This is a genomic window from Opitutia bacterium (assembly GCA_016217545.1).
Classification (GTDB): Bacteria; Verrucomicrobiota; Verrucomicrobiia; order Opitutales; family Opitutaceae; genus Didemnitutus.
The window spans coordinates 13,856-33,186 of record JACRHT010000002.1; the positions used below are offsets into that span (position 1 = coordinate 13,856).

The 19,331-nt window shown below is 65.5% G+C and carries 15 protein-coding genes; 8 read left to right on the forward strand and 7 right to left on the reverse strand.

Features of this window, described 5'->3' with window-relative positions; genetic code table 11:
* The first annotated feature begins 258 nt into the window (after nucleotides 1-258).
* The 3 genes from HZA32_00075 to HZA32_00085 all read left to right on the forward strand — a co-directional run bounded on the left by HZA32_00075 (nucleotide 259) and on the right by HZA32_00085 (nucleotide 4,269).
* Entirely contained in the window at nucleotides 259-3,123 is a 2,865-nt protein-coding gene (locus HZA32_00075; protein ID MBI5422449.1) for an alanine--tRNA ligase, read from the forward strand.
* A gap of 268 nt (nucleotides 3,124-3,391) precedes the next feature.
* A complete protein-coding gene (locus tag HZA32_00080) occupies nucleotides 3,392-3,808 on the forward strand; it encodes a DUF2384 domain-containing protein (protein ID MBI5422450.1) in 417 nt (138 codons plus the stop codon).
* Nucleotides 3,809-3,813: 5 nt separating this feature from the next.
* Nucleotides 3,814-4,269: an RES domain-containing protein gene (locus HZA32_00085; protein ID MBI5422451.1), complete on the forward strand. Its 456-nt coding sequence runs from the start codon at nucleotides 3,814-3,816 to the stop codon at nucleotides 4,267-4,269.
* 41 nt (nucleotides 4,270-4,310) lie between these two features.
* On the opposite strand, the gene HZA32_00090 is transcribed toward HZA32_00085, so the two are convergent.
* Nucleotides 4,311-6,803: an ABC transporter permease gene (locus HZA32_00090; GenBank protein MBI5422452.1), complete on the reverse strand. Its 2,493-nt coding sequence runs from the start codon at nucleotides 6,801-6,803 to the stop codon at nucleotides 4,311-4,313.
* Between the two features lie 137 nt (nucleotides 6,804-6,940).
* On the opposite strand from HZA32_00090, the gene HZA32_00095 reads away from it, so the two are divergent.
* Nucleotides 6,941-7,195 (forward strand): hypothetical protein, encoded by a 255-nt coding sequence (locus tag HZA32_00095; protein ID MBI5422453.1) that lies wholly within the window; start codon nucleotides 6,941-6,943, stop codon nucleotides 7,193-7,195.
* Nucleotides 7,196-7,205: 10 nt separating this feature from the next.
* On the opposite strand, the gene HZA32_00100 is transcribed toward HZA32_00095, so the two are convergent.
* Nucleotides 7,206-11,003, reverse strand: a complete 3,798-nt coding sequence (locus HZA32_00100) for a response regulator (GenBank protein MBI5422454.1) — start codon at nucleotides 11,001-11,003, stop codon at nucleotides 7,206-7,208.
* A gap of 229 nt (nucleotides 11,004-11,232) precedes the next feature.
* On the opposite strand from HZA32_00100, the gene HZA32_00105 reads away from it, so the two are divergent.
* Entirely contained in the window at nucleotides 11,233-11,682 is a 450-nt protein-coding gene (locus HZA32_00105; GenBank protein ID MBI5422455.1) for a DUF5069 domain-containing protein, read from the forward strand.
* Between the two features lie 60 nt (nucleotides 11,683-11,742).
* Here the strand turns inward: HZA32_00105 and pdxH are convergent, their stop codons facing one another.
* Complete coding sequence (gene pdxH / locus HZA32_00110) at nucleotides 11,743-12,381, reverse strand: pyridoxamine 5'-phosphate oxidase (GenBank protein MBI5422456.1); 639 nt, start codon at nucleotides 12,379-12,381, stop codon at nucleotides 11,743-11,745.
* On the opposite strand from pdxH, the gene ispH reads away from it, so the two are divergent.
* The gene (ispH, locus tag HZA32_00115) at nucleotides 12,380-14,230 is read left to right on the forward strand and encodes a 4-hydroxy-3-methylbut-2-enyl diphosphate reductase (protein ID MBI5422457.1); all 1,851 of its coding nucleotides are present in this window, start codon (nucleotides 12,380-12,382) and stop codon (nucleotides 14,228-14,230) included. The two genes, pdxH and ispH, sit on opposite strands and share 2 nt — an antisense overlap.
* A gap of 49 nt (nucleotides 14,231-14,279) precedes the next feature.
* On the opposite strand, the gene HZA32_00120 is transcribed toward ispH, so the two are convergent.
* The 4 genes from HZA32_00120 to HZA32_00135 are packed head-to-tail and all read right to left on the reverse strand — an operon-like array spanning nucleotide 14,280 to nucleotide 18,234.
* Entirely contained in the window at nucleotides 14,280-15,578 is a 1,299-nt protein-coding gene (locus HZA32_00120) for a hypothetical protein (GenBank protein ID MBI5422458.1), read from the reverse strand.
* 59 nt (nucleotides 15,579-15,637) lie between these two features.
* Complete coding sequence (locus tag HZA32_00125; GenBank protein MBI5422459.1) at nucleotides 15,638-16,363, reverse strand: hypothetical protein; 726 nt, start codon at nucleotides 16,361-16,363, stop codon at nucleotides 15,638-15,640.
* 9 nt (nucleotides 16,364-16,372) lie between these two features.
* Entirely contained in the window at nucleotides 16,373-17,329 is a 957-nt protein-coding gene (locus HZA32_00130) for a hypothetical protein (GenBank protein MBI5422460.1), read from the reverse strand.
* A gap of 11 nt (nucleotides 17,330-17,340) precedes the next feature.
* Nucleotides 17,341-18,234 carry an AAA family ATPase gene (locus HZA32_00135; protein ID MBI5422461.1) on the reverse strand — a complete coding sequence of 298 codons (894 nt, stop codon included), beginning with the start codon at nucleotides 18,232-18,234 and terminating at the stop codon, nucleotides 17,341-17,343.
* Between the two features lie 132 nt (nucleotides 18,235-18,366).
* Here HZA32_00135 and HZA32_00140 point away from each other — a divergent pair, with 132 nt between their 5' ends.
* Both HZA32_00140 and HZA32_00145 read left to right on the forward strand, forming a co-directional pair.
* Entirely contained in the window at nucleotides 18,367-18,831 is a 465-nt protein-coding gene (locus HZA32_00140; GenBank protein ID MBI5422462.1) for a PaaI family thioesterase, read from the forward strand.
* 105 nt (nucleotides 18,832-18,936) lie between these two features.
* Nucleotides 18,937-19,329: a response regulator gene (locus tag HZA32_00145; GenBank protein ID MBI5422463.1), complete on the forward strand. Its 393-nt coding sequence runs from the start codon at nucleotides 18,937-18,939 to the stop codon at nucleotides 19,327-19,329.
* Nucleotides 19,330-19,331 lie beyond the last annotated feature (2 nt).

Consider the following 19,331-nt stretch of genomic DNA (forward strand, 5'->3'; position numbering starts at 1 on the left):
CGGGGGCGCGACAGGTGCAGATGGGGACTCGGAAACCATGGGGTAATCGCCCACTCGCACTCCGCAAATACGAGCGAACGAGGAAGCCCCGATAGTAACACGGCCCACTCTCTCCGACTCCGCGTTTTGCGACAACTTCCACTCGCCCTTTGCAGAGCTAAATGCCCGTGGCGCCACGGGAGATCATCCCGCATTGCGTCAAATTTGCTCTCGCCGACCCCGTCTCCGTCCTCTGTCTTCCGTCATCTGTCCTCAGACATGACCTCCGCCGAAATTCGCCAGTCCTTCCTCGATTTCTTCGCCCGCCAGGGCCACACGATCGTCCCGTCGTCGTCCCTGCTGCCGGACTCGCCCGGACTCCTCTTCACCAACGCCGGCATGAACCAGTTCGTGCCCATCTTCCTCGGCGACCGCGCGCCCGACGTCTCCAAGTGGGCCGGCGTGAAGCCCTCCAAGGACACCCGCGCTGCCGACACCCAGAAGTGCATCCGCGCCGGCGGCAAACACAACGACCTCGAAGACGTCGGCTACGACACCTACCACCACACGATGTTCGAGATGCTGGGCAACTGGTCCTTCGGCGACTACTTCAAGAAGGAGTCCATCACCTGGGGCTGGGAACTCATCACCAAGGTCTGGGGCATCCCGCCGAAGCGCCTCTTCGCCACGATCTACAACCCCGACAAATCCAAGGGCGATCCCGCCGACCGCGACGAGGAAGCCTACGCGATCTGGGCCGAGCTGTTCCGCAAGGAAGGCCTCGATCCCGCCATCCACATCGTCAACGGCAACAAGAAGGACAATTTCTGGATGATGGGCGACACCGGCCCCTGCGGCCCGTGCTCGGAGATCCATTTCAACCTCCTCCCCTCCGACGACGAGGCCGAGGGCCGCAAGCTCGTCAACAGCTCCAGCCCGCGCTGCATCGAAATCTGGAACCACGTTTTCATCCAGTTCAACGCGAACGCCGACGGCACCTTCGCCCCGCTCGCCGCCAAGCACGTCGACACCGGCATGGGCTTCGAACGCGTCGCCGGCATCTACGCCACGACGCACGGTTTCAAGGACTTCTCCGCCGAGCCCTCGAACTACAACTCCGACGTCTTCGCCCCGCTCTTCACCAAGGTCACCGCGCTCTCCGGCAAAACCTACCGCGGCACCGTCCCGACCAAGCGCGAAGGCCTCACCGAGCAGGAAAACATCGACGTCGCGTTCCGCGTCCTCGCCGACCACGCGCGCTGCGTCAGCTGCGCCATCGCCGACGGCATCATGCCCGGCAACGACGGCCGCAACTACGTCATCCGCCGCATCCTCCGCCGCGGCATTCTCTACGGCAAGAAACTCGGCTTCAAAGTCGGCGACTTCTCGCAGCTCGTCGCCCCGGTGGTCGAGTCACTCGGCCACGTCTTCCCCGAGTTGAAGCAGCAGCAGCAGGTGATCGAACGCGTCATCCGCTCCGAAGAGGAGAGCTTTGGGCGGACCTTTGAAAACGGAATGCGGCTATTTCATCAGGAACTCCGTAGCGCCTTCCACGACGCCCATCGGAAGATCGGCCAGTCGAATAAATCGATTCTCTTTATCGGCGACGACGAGGGGCATTTTATCGGTTCGGTAACGAGCACCGGGCAGCCTCTACCTGAAGTGAAGCTTCAACTGGCAGATCTCACGCAGAGCACGGCGGATCAGCTCGGTTTGGGAACGATCACCATTCCGGGATACGTCGCGTTTGAGCTGTCGGATACCTACGGGTTCCCTTTCGACATGACCCAACTTCTGGCGAGAGAGCGAGGCCTTACGGTTGACGCGGAGGGATACAACTTGGAACTGGAGCTTCAGCGTTCAAGGTCCCGCGCCGCGCAGAAGAAGGAAGTCATCGTCGCCGCCACCGAAGGCGAAGCGACCGACGTCAAACCGACCACTTTCCTCGGCTACACGACGCTCAACGCCACCGGCACGCTCCTCGAAATCGTGAAGACCGAGAAAGACGCCTTCCTCGTATTCGACCAGACGCCCTTCTACGGCGAAATGGGCGGCCAAGCCGGCGACACCGGCACCGCGACCATCGCCGGCCAAGCACTCCAGATCGTCGACACGATCAAAGACAAATCCGGCCGCCATCTGCACAAACTCGCCGCGGGAGTCCCCGCCCCTACCGCCGGCGCTTCCGTCACGCTCGCGGTCGATCCCGCCCGCCGCCGCGCGATCAATCGCCACCACTCTTCCGCGCACTTGATCCACTGGGCCCTGCGCAAGGTCCTCGGCACGCACGTCCGCCAGGCCGGCACGTCGAAGACGCCCGAGCGCATGCGCTTCGACTTCTCGCACTTCGAGGCGATGACGCCCGCGCAGATCAAGGAAGTCGAACAGCTCGTGAACGAGAAGGTCATCGATAACGCCAAGGTCGAATCCTACGAGACCGAGTTCGACAAGAAGCCCGAGGGCACCCTCGCCTTCTTCGGCGACAAATACGGCAAGATCGTCCGCGTCGTCGACATCGGCGGCTACAGCCGCGAGCTCTGCGGCGGCACGCACGTGTCCACGACCGGCGAAATCGGTCTCATCAAGATCGTCGCCGAGATGGCGGTCGCCGCCGGCACGCGCCGCGTCGAAGCCGTCGCCGGCCAGCCCGCGTTCGACTTCGTTTCCGCCGAGGAAACCGCGCTCAAAGCCGTCAACGCCCGCCTCAACGCCGGCGTGCAAGACGTCGCCCAAAAACTCGAAGCCGTCTTCGCCCGCCAGAAGGAACTCGAGCAAAAGCTCAAGGCCTTCGAAGCCAAAGCCTCCGCTGGTCTCGCCGACGAACTCGTCGCGAAAGCCACCGAGAAAGACGGCCTCAAATTCGTCACCGCTGTGGTCAGCACCGATTCGCCCGACGCGCTCCGCTCGCTCGGCAGCCAGGTGTTGAACAAGCTCGGCGAAGGCGTCGTGACGCTCGGCACTGCGTTCAGCGACAAGGCCAGCGTCGTCGCCTTCTGCTCGCCCGCCGCGATCAAGGCCGGCCACCAAGCCGGCAAGATCGTCGGCGAGATTTGCGCAAAGCTCGGTGGCAAAGGCGGCGGCAAGCCCGACTTCGCCATGGGCGGCGGCAAAGACCCCGCGAAGCTCGCCGAAGTCCTCAAATGAGGTAGGGGCGGTTGCCCTCAACCGCCCTTCTGCGCTTCCCCCAACCGAAGGCCGGTCCCGCGACCGGCCTTTTCTTCGCCACCGCAGGATGTGCGTCGGCTCCCGGCGGCACCGTTCCGCCGCCCGTCGCCCTGCTCGCGCACGCCGCCGCCGGCACTGCCGCGACCCCGTCCTCAGCATTCAGGATTGCTTTGCCAAATGGCAGTCATGTTTATGCCATTTGGCAAATGTCTCTTGTCTTCCGACCGAAAGTGACGACACTGAGGGCATGAAAGCCCGCAAATCCAAGACCGCGCTGGTCGAGCATCTCCACGACAACCACGCCCTGAAGGACCGCGTGGAGGAAGGACTGCCGGTGCTCGAGATCGTGCAATTCGGCAAGCAGGCGGGCTTCACCAACGACGAACTCGCGCGCCTCATCCAGATCCCACCGCGCACCTACGCCCGGCGCGTGGCGGAGAAGGCCCGCCTCAAGGTCCACGAAGGCGAGCGCGCCGCGCGGCTGATGCGCCTCTTCGATCGCGCCCGCGAGATTTTTGGCACCGACGAGAACACCCGCGGCTGGTTCAACGCCAAGCTCCTCGCCCTCGGCGGCAAGACCCCGCTCGACTACGCGCAGACCGAGCCCGGCGCCCGCGAGGTGGAGAACGTCCTCGGTCGCATCGAGCACGGCGTGTTCTCGTGAGTTCGCTGGTCGTCTGGCGCCTCTGCGCCGCGAAATACGCCGCCACCGCCTTCTCCGGCGAGGGCGCGGAGCTCTATGGCGGTCGCTGGTCTCCTCCCGGCTTGCGCGTCGTCTACTGCGCGGAATCCCGCGCGCTCGCCATCGTCGAAGTGCTGGCCAACGCCGACGAGCCGGACCGCCTGCTCCACCTGAAATGGAATTTCGTCTCGGCCACTTTGCCGGAGAGCGCGGTGGAAAAGCCGGCGCGCTTCCCGACCAATTGGCGCCAGTTTCCCCACCCGCCCGAGACGCAGGCCGTCGGCGCAGCCTGGCTTAAAGCCGGCACGCACCTCGCGCTGCGCGTGCCGAGCGCCGTCGTCCCGGGTGAGTTCAACTACCTCGTGAATCCCGCGCACCCGGCATTTGCCAAACTGGAAATTGCCCGGCCCGAGCCCTTCGCGTTCGACCCGCGGCTGTTGTAGCGCAGAGGCAGAGATCTGGAGCAAGCAGGCGGACGCCCGGCCTATTCGTCGCGCAGCGCCACGAGGGGATCGATCTTCGCCGCGCGGCGCGCCGGCAGGTAGCTGGCGAGTAATGCCACCGCGATCAGCACGAGCGACACCGCCGCATACACGGTCGGCTCCGTGGGTTTCACGCCAAAGAGAAGGCTCGTCATGGAGTGGCTCAGCAGCGCGGCACCGACCAAGCCGAGCACGATGCCAATGCCTGTTTTCCACAGGCCTTGTTTCAGGATCAGGCCGATGATCTCGCCCTGCGACGCGCCGATCGCGCCACGCACGCCGATCTCGCGCGTGCGCTGCGAAACATCGTAGGCGAGCACGCCGTAGATGCCCAAGGCCGAGAGAAACAGCGCCAAGCCCGCGAACGCCACGAGCAGCAGCATGACGGCGCGGCGATTGTCGTAAGACGAGTCGACGACCTGCGCCATCGCGCCGGTGTCGAACAACGCGATGGCCGGATCGATTTCCTTCACCTTCGCGCGCAGCGCCACGACGACGTCCGCCGCCGGACGCTCGGTGCGCAGGAACAGCGTCAGGCCGCCGGGCCGACCGCCGAGCATGACTTGGTAGATGAAAGGGTTTCCGCTCTTCTCCTCCACGCCGTTGTGAGGCACGTCCTTCACGACGCCGACGATGGTCGGCCAATCCGCGTCCTTCTGCGGCCGGGGACCGAACGCAAAACGGCCACCCAAGGCGGAGCGGTTCGGGAAATATTTCTTCGCAAAGCTCTCATCGACGACGAACACGCGGCGCCCCGGCGCGAGGTCGCCCTCCTCAAAAAAACGTCCCTCGACCAGCTTGAGCCCGAGCGTCTCCAAATAGCCCGGCGTCACCACGACGCGGAAAGCTCCCGGCTGCGGCGCGCCCGGCGGCAGCGTGTCGTTCTCGAGCGTGAACGCATTGATCGGCAGCCCGCCTTCGAAAGGCGTGGCGAAGCCCAGCGCGACCGAGCTCACGCCGGGAATCTCGCGCAGCGCGGCGAGCATTCGCTCGCGGATCTTGTTCGCCGCCTCGTCGCTCGCGCGGTGCGCCTGCGGCAATGCGATCCGCCCGGTGACGACGTGCGACGGATCGAAACCCGGATTGACCTCGAGCGCCTTGGCAAAGCTCTGGATCAGAAGTCCCGCACCCGTGAGCAGCATCAACGCCACGGCGACCTGCGCCACGACGAGCGTGCTGCTGAGCGCGCGCACGCCGCGGCCCGACGACGCGCCGCGCGTGCCCCGCTGAATCACTTCGGCCAGGTTGGTTCGCAGCACGTGAAAAACGGGGATTAGTCCGATCAACACGCCGACCACGAGCGAGAGCGCCACGGCGAAGCCGAGCACGCGCAGATCGATCGTCGCGGCCATGGCCTCCGGCAGCATTTTCGCGAGGTAGAAATTCGTCGCCTTGAGCGCGCCCCACGCGAACAGCACGCCGAGCACGGCGCCGAGGCCGGTGAGCAGCAGGCTCTCGAGCAGCAACTGCCGCGCGATGATGCGCCGGCTCGCGCCGAGCGCCGAGCGGATCGCCAGCTCCGATTGGCGGGCGTTCGACCGCGCAAGGAGCAGGTTGGCGACGTTCACGCAGCCGATGAGCAGCACGAACGCGACGCCGCCCTGAAGCAGCAACAGCGTGGGCCGCACGGGCTCGACGCGCTGCTCCTGCACGCCGCCGACGTTCATCGTCATGCCGGAACGTTCGACAAAGGCTTTCAACGGCGGTGGGCCGGCGTCGACGTAGATTTTCTCGAGCGTCTTGGCTTCGGCGTCGGCCGCGCCGATCGTCGCGCCGGGCTTCAGTCGGCCGTAAAGATTGATGCCTACGCCGTAGCGCCCCTGCGGATTCTCCGCGCCCGCCGGCCAGCTCAGGGGCATGACGAATTTCACGCGCGCGTCGAAAGCCTCGAACTCACGCGGCGCCACGCCGATGATCTTGTAAGCATCGCCGTCGATGCGGATTTCCCGCCCGATCACCTCCGGGCTCTCGTTGAACTGCGCGCGCCAAAACGACTGGGTCAGCACCGCGACGCGGTCCGCGCCCTGCTTGTTTTGCTCCTTGGTGAAGAAGGTGCCGAGAATCGGCTGCACGCGCAGGATCGAGAAGATCTCGGAGGTCGCCTTGGCCGCCGGCGTGCGCACCACCGCGCCCTCCTCGCCGACCATGTTGTAGGAAAACGACCACAGGCCGAGCGTCTCGTAGGACGTCGCGTTCTTCGAGTAGTCGAGATAGAAAGGGATGTTCGCCGGCATGTGGGGCAGACCCGCCTTCTTCGCCGACGTGTAGAGTTCGACGATCCGAGCCGGCTCCGAAAACGGCAGCGGCTTCAGCATCAGCGAATACACCGTCGAAAAAATCGCGGTCGTCGCGCCGATGCAGAGCGCGAGCGTGAGCAGCGTGGTAGCGGCGAAGCCGCGGCTTTTCCAAAGCAGGCGAAACGCGTGGCGCAGGTCGCCGGGGACGCCGGCAAGCAAGCCGCTGGAACCCGTAGCGGAGGCGTGGGGGTGGGACATGTTGCGTGAGAACCCTGCGAAGCGGACCAAAGTTACACCAATTCCCTGCTCCGGGAGTTTCACCCGGCCCTGCAATCAAAATTTTCTCGCTCCAACACACGGCTTTGCTTCAGCCCGGAAGCGGCTATTTTTCCCGCATGGATCCGAAGACGATCGCCAACGAAATCTGCGATCAGGCCGATGACTTCCTCGCCGGGGTGCGGAAACGCGACGAAGCCAAGGCCGGCATCGCGGAATACCTCACCCTCCACCACCGCTCGCTCGCGCCCGCCGACAAGAAGGCCATCATCGATCAGACGATGCGCATCCTCGACAACGAGGGCTTTTTCGAGGCCGAAGCCGGGGGCGAAGGCGAGGACGCAGGCGATTTTTCCGAGGCCGGGGAAAGCTGATCCGTTCCGTTCAGTTGCGCGGGCGGGAGAATTTCTCGACGGCGCACGCGAGCTCGTGCTTGCGCACCGGCTTGGAAAGGAATCCCGCCATGCCGAGCGATTCGCAACGCGTCCGGTCCTCGGTGCTGCTGTTGGCGGTCAGCGCCACAATCGGCGGCGTCCGCGAACCGTCCCGCCGCCGGATCGCCGCCGTCGCCTCGTAGCCGTCCCGCACCGGCATGCGGCAATCCATGAACACGAGGTCGTAGCGCTTCTGGGCCGTGCGAGTGATCGCCTCGTCGCCATTGGCGGCGACATCCACCGTGCAGCCGAGCGACTCGAGCATCGACTTCGCGATGTAGCGATTCACCTCATCGTCCTCGACCAGCAGGATCGCACGCGGAGCGAGTTTCAGCGGGACCGTCTCCGTCCGCACAACCGGCGCCCGCGCCGGGCGGCGCAGACGGCTGAGTTCCTCGACCAAGTATTCAGGATGCAACAACGGCTTGCGAACGAGGCCGGCAGGCGCGAGTTCGGCGGCGTCCTCGAGCTCGAACCCCCAGGGGGCTGCGAGAATCACCGGGAGCTTTGTCGGATCGTTCTGCCGCCACTCCAGAAGCGCCGTGCGCTCGAGCACCGCAACCGAGAGATCGATCAACAGCGCGGTGAACCCGCCGCCCCGGAGCCGCTCGCGCGCTTCCGCCACGCTGCCGGCGGTCACGACCTCCACCCCGGTTCGAATCCCGATCGCCGCAATCGCCTCCGCGGCCGCCGGCAAATCGTCGATCGCGAGCACGCGCCAGCCTCGTGACGACATCGCCACCGCGGGCAATTCCACCGGCAGATCGATCACGAAGGCGAATGTCGAACCGCGTGCCCGCTCGCTGACGATTTCGATCCTCCCGCCCATGAGTCCAACGAGGTGCTTGCAGATGGCGAGGCCGAGCCCGGTTCCGCCATAGCGGCGCGTCGACGACGCGTCTTGTTGGGTGAACTTGTCGAAGAGGCGCTCCTGCGCCTCGGGTGCGATTCCGATTCCGGTATCCTCCACCGAAAATCGCATGCGCTCCGAACCGGCGGCCGCTCCCGGCTCACGGCTCACGCGCACCACGATATGCCCGCGGTCGGTGAACTTGATCGCGTTGGAAATGAGATTGAGCAGCACTTGGCGCAACCGTCCCGCGTCACCTACGACCATCCCCGGCAGATCCGGCGCCAGCACCAGGACGAGTTCGAGTTCCTTCTCCAGCGCCTTGGCGTGCAAGGTCTCGATCGCATCGATCACCGGCTGGCGCGGCTCGAACGACTCCTGCGCGAGGGTCACGTGCCCCGCCTCGATTTTCGAGAAATCCAGCACGTCGTTCAACAGCGTCAACAGTCCGCCCGCGCTGACCCGCAACGCATCGAGAAACTCCCGCTGAGTGGCATCGAGCGTGGTGTCAGCGAGCAGATCGGCCGAGCCGACAATGCCGTTCAGCGGCGTCCGGATCTCGTGACTGACGGTGGCGAGGAAGTCACTCTTGGCCGTGCTGGCGGCGGCCGCTGCTTCCTTCTCCCGTCGTTCGTGCTCGGCCCGCGCCTGGGCCTCTGCGACGAGCCGCTCGTGCTCGAGACGTTCGCGTTGCCGGCGCAGTCGCAGGCTCTGCGCCATCCACGCCCCGGCGCCCACCAGAGTGGCGAGCAGCACAACACCGCCGTAGCGAAACCAGAGCGTCTCCCAGACATGCGGCGCCAGCTCGAGCACGGGAATCTCGGCGGCCGGCCCACGGCGTCCATCGCGGCCGACCGCGCGCACGGCGAACCGGTAGCGGCCGGGCGCGAGTTCAAACAGATCCACCCGGCGATTCGGTCCGGCATCGCGCCACTCGTTGCGTCCGCCATCGAGCGAATATTCGAACCGCAGCGTCTCCGCGTCGGTGAGGTTGACGGCGGAAAAACTCACCGACACGCGGCGCGTGCCGGCCGGCAGCGAAACCTTCTCCACCCGCGCGATCGGCTGCGAAACACCGTCGACCTCCAAACCAGTGAGAAAAGTCGGTGGCATCGGCACCGCCTCGAATCGCTGCCGCGGTTCGAGGAACGTCACGCCGCGCATTGTCGCGATGACGAAGCGCCCGTCACTCGTGCGCCGCCACAGCGGCGAAACGCCATCGCGCAGCGCGAACGGCAGTCCGTCGGTCTGGTCGATGAGCACGAAGTCCAAGGCGGGGGCTCCCCCGCCCAGCCACCGCTCCACCGATTGGCGCGTGATGCGCAACAGCCCGCGGTCCGTGCCGGCCCAAATGTTGCCATCGTCATCGTGGAAGATCATTTGGGCGATTGCCGGAGGGAGACCCGACGCACTGGTGACGCGATGCCACGCGCCATTCGCGCGCACGACCAAGCCGCCGTCCTCCCACGCCACCCACAGCCGGCCCGCCGCATCGCAATGCACGGCCTCAACGCCAGCCACGCGATCCGCCACCGTCTCGTGGCGCACTTGATCCGCCTTGAACGCAAACAGCCCCGCGCGGCGGCTCGCCGCCCAGATCGTCCCGTCCACATCTTCCGCGAGCGCGTGAAAACGCGTGGCCGGCACGCCTTCCTCCGGCGTGTAGATGCGAAACTGTCCGGCGCGCTCGCGCGCGACGCCGGTGTTGGTCACAATCCAGAGCGAACCGTCGCGCGCCGCGTGGAGACCGTAGACGACTTCGTCGCCGGTGCCCGAACGCGGATGGAGCAACGTGTCGGAGTCGCTGACTTCCAACGCACCTTCACCAAATGTGCCCGCCCAGATGTGTCCCCGCGCGTCACGCTCCAGTGTCATCGGCCATGAGCCGGTCGGCCGGAACCGCTCGCCCAAGGGCGCGGGCGCCGGTTGAAACACGCCGTCGCGCAACAACACCACGCCGCCGCCGTGCGTCGCGACGAGGAACTCGCCCGGTGCGGTTTCGAGCACGCTGTTGACGACCGGCTGCTTCAAGCCGGCCTGCCGTCCGAGTGTGAGCACACGGTTCGGTCGCAAGCGAGTCAGCCCACCGCCGTTGGTTCCGAGCCAGATGTTGTGTGCGCTATCCTCGAAGACAGCCTGCACGGCGTCGTTCTCGAGCCCCTCTTCCATCGTGACACGAAGCCATCGGTTGGGCGCCAGCCGGGCGTAGGCACCGCGGGTGGAACTGGCGATCCAGAGCCGTCCGCGCGAGTCCTCCAGCAGACGGATGTAATCCGGCGGCAGAAACTCGGGCCGAGGAAAATCCTCCACCACACCGCCGCCGCGCCAGCGGACAATCCGGCCGCGAATCGCGATCCAGACGCCGCCTCGAGCGGAGGCCGCGATGCCGCCCAATTGCTCGCGCGGATCGTCGGAACTGAAGATGACGTCCCACTTGCCGTTTCGCCACAGACAGATGCGTTGCGGCTGCGTGAGCCAGAGATTCCCCTCGTCGTCGGTCGCCAACGCCGACCCTTGAATCGTCCGCGGCCCGATGTCCGGCAAAGGCAACTCGCGGAAGTGCTCCCCGTCGGCGCAGGTGAATGCCTTGCCACCGAACGTGACGAGAATCTGGCCGTTCAACTCGACGAGGGAGTGCGAGGGCTCCATGGGGATGCCCTGCTCGGCGCCATACCAGCGCCATTTCCCATCGTGCATGCGCCCCAAGCCGCGATTGCCCGCGAGCCAGAGAGCGCCATCACGCGCCACCAGCATGTGCAGCACCATGCCGTCGTGCAGCGCCGGCGCATCCGGCGGCGCAATCACCTCGAACCGCATGCCATCGAAGCGAGTGAGATTCGAATACGAACCGATCCACAAGTGGCCGTCCGCCGTTTGGGCGAAAGAGGTCGGCGCCACGTGCGGATAACCCGCCTCGACCGTCCACACTCGCACGTGGAATTCAGCCGTCGCGGGCGTGAAAATATCCCGCTGCGCCAGCACAGTGCCTGCAACAAGGAAGCAGGCGGCGAGGAATAACTTGCGGGCGCGTGCGGGAATTCGTCCTGTGAGTATCACGTGGTTCGTAGGGCCCTATGGACCTACTGTTTCTCGCGCCCTTCCACGCGTCCAGCTTCGTTTCGATTTTATGAACTACTCCAGCCCTGACCTTGGCCAACATCCCCCGCGCAGCCCGCGCGCCCGCCTCGGCGGCTATGCGCACCTGCCCCGCCTGCTCGACAAGGCCCGCGCCCAACTCGCCGGCAAGATGGGCGAATACAACTGGAACTGCCCGCTCGACCAGCGCTTCTTCGCTTTCGTCGGCGTCACGGCCGACGCGCTGCTCGCCGCCGTGAAGGAGGGCAAGGGCGACGCCGAGATGCTCGAGTGGCTTTCAGCCAACCAGCAGCCCAAGCGCGCCGCCTGGGAAATTCTCGCCTGGTCGCAATGGCTCGAAAGCCTCGCGCCCGGCGACGTCACACGCCACGAGACATTCGCGGAGCACATCCGGAAGATGGCGCCGAAACGCGACGACATCCGCACGATGTTCGACCGGCTGGAGCTCGACGACTACTTCAGCTTCGGCGGCAAGGCGTGAACCTGCCGTCGGCATCGCGCCGACGTCCCGAAGAAGACCGGCGAAGAGCCGGCGCGTCTCTCACGGCATCAACCGCTCGACCGTCCACTTCCCGTCGGGCTGGCGTCGATACATGAACCGATCGTGCAGCCGGTTCGGACGCCCCTGCCAAAACTCAAACGTCTCCGGCGTCACGCGATAGCCGCCCCAATTCGTCGGCAGCGGGATCACGCCCTGTGCAAACTTCGCCTTCATCTCGGCGAACTTCTGCTCCAGCAGCGCGCGCGTGGTGATGACCGAACTCTGTCGCGACGCCCAGGCCCCGATCTGGCTGTCGCGCGGTCGCGACAGGAAATACTTCAGCGACTCCGCCGCGCCGATCTTGTCCGCCCCGCCGGTGACGACGACCTGTCGCTCGAGCGGCAGCCACGGAAACATCAACGCCACCCGCGGATTCGCCCCGAGATCACGGGCCTTGGCACTCTCGTAGTTGGTGTAGAAAACGAAACCGCGCTCATCGAAACCCTTCAGCAGGACGGTGCGCAAGTTGGGGCGGCCCGTCGCGTCGGCGGTGGCCAGTGACATGGCATTGGGCTCCAGCACCTGCGTCTCGATCGCCTCCCGCATCCAGAGGTCGAACTGCGCGAACGGACTGACGTTCAGGTCGGGCAGATCGAGCGAGCGCGACGCGTAGTTGCGGCGGAGTTCCTGCAGGTTCATGCCGCGCAGCTTCGCGATTCGTTCCGCCCGAGGCAAGCAGCCGGCGCGTGTCGCCGGCACAGTTCTCCGCTGCGACACGCGCGACAGGAAGTTTGACGCTCCCCGGGGTTGTGCTTCCGTCAGGACTGTGTCCGTCGCCATCGCCCGCCTCCCTCTCCTTCTCGCGTTCAACCCGAGCAATCAGCTCGCGGTCGCCGTGGACGGCGCGCGCGTGCGCTTGCCCTTCGCCGGTGACCGGGCGGCCGCGGACTTGACCCGCTCCTTCCCGGCCCGCACGGAGCCGGCCGAGTATTTTTCGTTCACGCACGAAGGCACGGAATGGGCCGTATCGTTCGTGCAAGTCACGACTCCCGCGGCGGCCGGCGACCTCGCCTTTCGCTCGATCGAACAACTCGAGCGCCAGGGCGACCGCCTCGATCCGCTGCTCGCCGCCGTGCTGCCGCGGCTCGAGCCGCACCTGATCGAGATTCCCTACCTGCACCTCGGCGAGAACGACTACATCTACCGGTTCCGCGTCGAGAAGGACCGCAACCGCTCGATCTACGAGCAGGACGACACCGCGCGCGCCCTCTACCAGAGCAAGCTGTGCGAAGCCATCAAGGCCCTCTCGCGGACCAACGAGCGCTCGGCCTCCACGCCGGCCGTGCTCGATTTCGGCGCGGTGCACTACGTCATCCCCAGCCATTTCGGTTTCTGCCTCGGCGTGAAAAACGCCATCGAGCGCGCCTATGAATCGCTCGCGGAGAATCCCGGCCGCCGCGTCTTCATGCTGAGCGAGCTGATCCACAATCCGTTCGTGAACGAGGACCTCCTGCGCCGCGGCCTGCGCTACCTGCAAACCGACAAAGGCGTGCCGTTCACCGTCAGCGGCCGACCAGCGAACGCCGATCAGCCTGAGCCGTGGCTGTGGGATTCGCTGACCAGCGAGGACGTCGTGATCATCCCGGCCTTCGGCGCCACCGACGAGGACAAGAAGCGCCTCATCCGCAAAGGCATTCGCGTCGCGCAATACGACGCCACGTGCATGCTCGTGGAAAAGGTCTGGAAAGCGGCCCGTGCATTCGGCCGCGAGGGGTTCACGGTCGTCATCCACGGCAAAAGCGAGCACGAGGAGACGAAGGCGACTTTCTCGAACACCCGCCGCTACGCGCCCGCCATCATCATTCGTTCGCTCGACGAGGCGCGGCTCCTCGGCGACTACATCGCCAACCCCACGCCAGAGGGACGCGCCGCCATTCTCAAGAAATTCGAAGGCAAGACCACGCCCGACTTCGATCCCGCGCTGCACCTCGACCGGGTCGCCATCGTCAACCAGACGACGCTGCTGATGAACGAGACGGCGACCATCATCGACTACTTCAAGTCCATCTTCGCGGCAAAATACGGCGCGGCGGCCGGACTCGAGCACGTCGGCGGCGCAGGCAAGAAGGACACCCTTTGCTACGCGACGCAGGTGAACCAGGACGCCCTCGCCCGCGCGCTGGGCGAGCCGCTCGACGCGGCCTTCGTGGTCGGCGGCAAGAACTCGTCGAACACCTACCAACTCTACCGCGTGTGCGAGCAAAAGCTCGGTGGCCGCGCCTTCTTCATCCAATCGGAGTCCAGCATCCGCTCGCGCTGCGAGATCGAACACTACGTTTTTCCCGCCAGCGGCCACGGCAAAGGCGGACACACGGAAGTGCACCCGCTGTGGTCGCACGCCGATACGGCGTCCAAACGCGTGCTCATCACCGGCGGCGCATCGTGTCCCGACGGACTGGTCCAGCAGGTGATCACACGCATCAACTCCTTCTTCCCGGCCACGGCGTTGCGCTCGATCGACGACGTCCTCGCCGATTTGGGAAAATAAAAAAGCCGGGCGCGAAGCCCGGCTCGGGAGAGGCGCAAGGGCGCGAGCGTCAGAACTTGAAGTTCATGCCACCACGGATGCCCATGGCGTTGCCGAAATCGATCTTCGCCGTGCGGCCGCCCACTTCCATGTCGTAGGAGCCGAACTTCTGCATGTTCACGCCGGCATAGAAGCCCGTGCGCTCGGTCGCGGCCCAGTCAAGGTTCACGTCGGCGTAGAGACCGCCGAGGAACGCGCTCTTCGCGTCGTCCGCCTCTTCGGTGATCGGCTCGGGCAAGTCAGCAACGGTAAGGCTTTCGAAGACCGTGTAACGCGTGCCGCTGAAAGCGCCCGCCATGCCGATGCTCGCGCTCAGGCCGAGACGCTCGGTCAGCTGCGCGCGGATTTGCGGCCCGAGGCGCAGCATGAAATAGGCGCCCTTGATCTTCCAGTTGCCGTCGATCGCCGCGCCACCTGCCGTGGTGACGGTCTTGCCCGTGCCGGCGACGGTCGTGTCGGGCGTCGCGCTGACGGGCACGGTCGTTTCGAGCGAGTTGTCATTGCCGTCGACGGTGGAATCGAAGTCCCCGAAAGTGGGACCGCTCTTCACTCCGTCCGGCAACGTGCCGCCGAGGCGGAAATAGTCGCTGTAAACCGAGAGCGTCGCGCGCACGGCGCCGCCGGTCTTTGAGTGGACCGGGTTCAACGCGATGCCGCCGGCCAAGCCCCACTCGAAGCGATTGCCGAGCTTGCCGAACGCGCGGGACATCGAGAGTTCGATGCCGCTGTTCATTCCTTCCTTTTTCTCCGCGAAGGCACCTTCCGATCGTGCGCTGTAGTTGCTCATCCGGAGCAGCGACCCGTCGATCAGGCCGGCGGAGGCCGCCGACCACTCGCGGCTGAAGGCGGCGTTGTAGCTGAGTCCCTCGCCCACCACCTTATCGGTCAACGGACCGCCTTCCTCGGCTCGCGTCACTTGGTGCGCGCGATAGCGGCCATTGCCGATCGGCTCACCGTAAAAGGTCGGCGTGCCCACCTTGGTCGCCTGATCGGGCGCGTTCTTCGTTTCGAACGGGTCGCGCAGCGCGTCCTTCTTCACGTAGCCGGTGTCGTAGACGTAGTTGCCCGAGGCATCCGGACCAGTCGTGCGAATGCTGGAGATGCTACCGAGGTTGCCGAACCGCACCGAGGCGCCCTTGTTCAGGATGCGAACGCCGAAATTGAGGTTGTTCTTCGGCACATACCATTCGTCGGTGGGAAGCGTGAGGGCGAGATTGGCCTCTTCGTCAGTGGACGACGCGGATTGCGCAAAAGCCGGGGCAACGAGCGCGGCCAACAGGGCCACCGTGGAAACGGAACGAAGGTTCATTCAGGAAAGGGAGAAAGCAGAGTAGGATGGCTTGGAAAAGCCAATTCAAACCTTGTTCCCTACGCTTTTTCCCTGATTTCCGGCGGTTCGTCCCCTCCCAAACCGAGTTGCCGGGCCTTCCGCTTCAAATCGTCCGCGAGCTGCTCGAGTTCCGTTTCCTTCTCCTGCTGGTCCTGCATCTTCGAGAACAGCCTGGCTTCGCTCTGCTCCAGAAACTCCTCCCGCTCGCGCAGGGCCGCGCGCTGCTCCTTCAATGCCGCTTCCTGTCGGTCGAGCTCTTCCTTCAGCTTCTTGAACGCCTCAAATTCCTCTCCCGAGACGGCCGGACCGGCGGCAACCGTTTGTCTTCTGGCGGCCGCCACGACGCGTTCGCGGGCCGCCAGAAGCGCCTCCGCCTCGGCCAACTCCCGCTCGCGCTCCGCCAGCCTCGCCTGCGCCTCGCTCACCGCCAAATCGCGTTCCGCAAGTTTCGCCTCCAAGGCTCGGATCGCTTTCTGTAGTTCGTCCACTTGGGTGCCGCTGAGTTTCGGCGCTTCCCCACCCCACGGAGTCCGCGATTGCGCGAGGATCGCATCGATCGACTTCCGAGCCTCAACGGTCGCCGCACTCGTGGCAGCCGCTGCCTCCTGCGCCCGCAGCAACGGACTGGCACGACGCGGCAGAATCAGGGGCTTGCTGCCGCCGCCCGAGGGCTTGGGCGTGACGATGCCCGGAGGCGCCACGAAGCTCGGGGGCTTCGGGAACGGCGGCGGGAGGCCGGCGGCAGGGGGCGGGTTGTTCTCCACGCCCACGAATTAACGCCCAAACAGCCGCGAAAACAAGCCGCCCTTCTTCGGCGCGACCGGCGCCGCAGCGGAGGAATTCAGCTTCGACGCCCAGGCGGCGCGGAAAAAACGCGCGGCGATCGCCTCGCGCACCGGATCGCCGATCACCACGAGTTCGCGCTCCAAGGAACCGCCGGCGTTCAGTTTCGCCACCAGAGCGGCTGCCGCATCCTTGAACCAGTCGAGCGTCGCGTTCACGGCGGTTTGCACACGCTGCTCGGCGCGGGCCTGCGCATCCGCCGACAACCCGGCCGCCGCCGCCTCCGTGCCGGCAAGCTTCGCGCCGAAGGCCTTGGCCAAGGCGACCTGTTCCGGCCGGCCGACCGCGGCCGCCGCGAGTCCGAGCGCCTCCGGCAAATGGAGGCCACTCGAACCCTTCCGGAACGGCAAAAACTGGCCGATACCTTCCTCGTCGCCGTGCGACAGCGCGTTCAGCAAGGCGCGGAAATCCCCGCCGATCACGACGCGCGTCGACATCTGCTGCGCGAGATTGGCGAACTCGCCGATCGTCGCCACGCCCTCCGACGCGCACACCGCGCGTGTGCCTTCGCTCAGATTCACCAACGCGAGCGGGTAGGCCTCCGGAATGCCAAGGCGACCGAGCGTCTTCAGCACGGTGTTTTCCTTCGATGCGCTCTCCTCGACCTGCGCGACCATGTCGCCAAACGGGTCGTCGAACGCGAGTGTCTCCTTGAGGATGCCGATGAGGTGATCGACGCGCTTCTCGCTGCCGGCGATCTCCGGCAGCATCAGCAACTCCTCATAGTTGAAATCGATGTATTTCGACGGCTTCTCCTCCTCGCCTTTCACCGGCCAGTCGGCGGTGTCGAGGTTTTGCGCGAGGCTGCTCAGCGAGGTGTCCGCCATGATGGAGCTGTGGAAACGCTTGCGGACGTCTTCCCAGTCTTTCGCGGTGTATTTGGCCATGGTGTCCTCCGTCAGGTTGCGGGCGCGTGCCCGACGATTTCGGCGGCGAGCTGGCGGTAGTCGTTCGTGACGCTGTCGGTCTCCGTGCCCTCGGAGCCGACGAGCGCGACCGGCAGGCCGAGCGTCACGGCGCGTCGCACGACGATCGCGTCGCGAATTTGCGTGGAGAAAATCTTCGCACTCGGCGCGCAGCCGCGTTTCTGCGCCTTGAATTGATTCAGGCGGAGCTGCATTCGCATCTTCGGCACCTCGATGTCGACGTTCGTCTTGATCGCGTTGAACACGATGCCGTAGACCTGCGCCGAGGGCCCCATCGCCGCGGTGCGGAAGCTCGCCGAACTCTGCTGGAAGCGCATGAGTTTCTCCACGAGCAGCGTGAAACCAATCAGCGACAGCGCGTCGGGATTCGACGGCACGTAGATCTCGTTCGCGCAGAAAATGGCGTTTTGCGACGCGCGCAGGATGTTCGGCGGGCAATCGAAGAGGATGACATCGTAGTCCTTCTCCACCTCGGCCAGCTGCTCCTGGAAGATCGCGTAGCTCGGCCGCTTCGGATCGGGCTTATATTCGCCCTCGAGATCGACGAGGTTGAACGTCGTCGGAATCAGATCGAGGCCCGGCAGGAGCTTCTCGCCCTCCTTGCCCTCGACGACGCTCTTGATGATCAAGTCGCGCACCCGCGCGGTGCCGGGATCGAAAATCGAATAGATCGCGCCCACGCCGCTGGCGTTGATCTTGTTCCAGCGATCGAGCTTCAACAGCCAGATGCTCGCGTTCGATTGCGTGTCGAAGTCCACCAGCAGGACCCGCATCCCGCGTTGCGCGAGCGCGGCGGCGGTGTTGACGATCAGGGAGGTTTTGCCGACGCCGCCCTTGTAATTAATGAATGCGATTTTGCGGGCCATCAGGGGTATCGCGACGCGCGAGGATGGCGGCAACCCGCCCAAACCCGCGAGTTAAAAAACCTTTGAATCACGCCCTCGCGCGGCGCGACTTTCGGTTTTTCTTTTGCCGAATCTTCCGCCCTGCTTCGCGCCATGTCCGAGCCTTCGCTGCAAGACCGATACTCCCCGCAAAGCATCTGTTTCGGCTGCGGCCCCGCCAACCCCAAGGGCCTGCACATCCAAAGCCACGTGCGCGGCAGCGAGGTCGTCGCGACCTGGACGCCCGAGAAGCACCACGAAGCTTTCCCCGGCGTGCTCAACGGCGGCATCATCGGCTCGCTGCTCGACTGCCACTGCAACTGGACCGCTGCCTGGCATCTCATGCAGCAGGGCAAGCTCGAGAAACCGCCGTGCTGCGTCACCGCCGACTACGCGATCAAGATGATGCGCCCCACCCCGACCGATGGCCCCGTCGAGCTCACCGCGCGCGTCGTCGAGTCCACCGCGGACCGCGCCGTTGTCGAGGGCGTGCTCACCGCCGGCGGCAAACCGCGCGCCACCTGCCGCGGCACCTTCGTCGCCGTGCAGCCGGGACATCCCGCGTATCACCGCTGGTAAGCGTTTACCGCCGCGCGTGCCCGACTCAGCGGCGCCCCACGCGATTTCACCTCGTCGTAACGCAGCCGTCGCACGCGCGCCACATTGCGATGCCATGCTGCGGCGATGCCCGCCGCCCACATCCTCGCCGTCGACGACGAACCGGAAATCCTCGATCTGATCGCCTATCAGCTCCGCAAGGCCGGCCACTCGGTGGCGACCGCCGGCAACGGCTGGGAAGCGCTCGCCGAAGTGCGGCGCCAGCGCCCTGACCTCATTCTCCTCGACCTGATGCTGCCGGACCTCGACGGCTTCGGCGTCTGCGAAATTCTCCGCCGCGACGCCGCGACGGCGACGATTCCCATTGTGATCATTTCCGCGTGGGCCTCGGCCGACTCGCGTCACCTCGGCCTCGAACTCGGCGCCCTCGATTACCTGACCAAGCCGTTCAGCCCGCACGAGCTGGTGCAGCGCGTGAATCGCCTCACCGAGGTCCGTGCGGACCGAGCGGCAAACTGAAG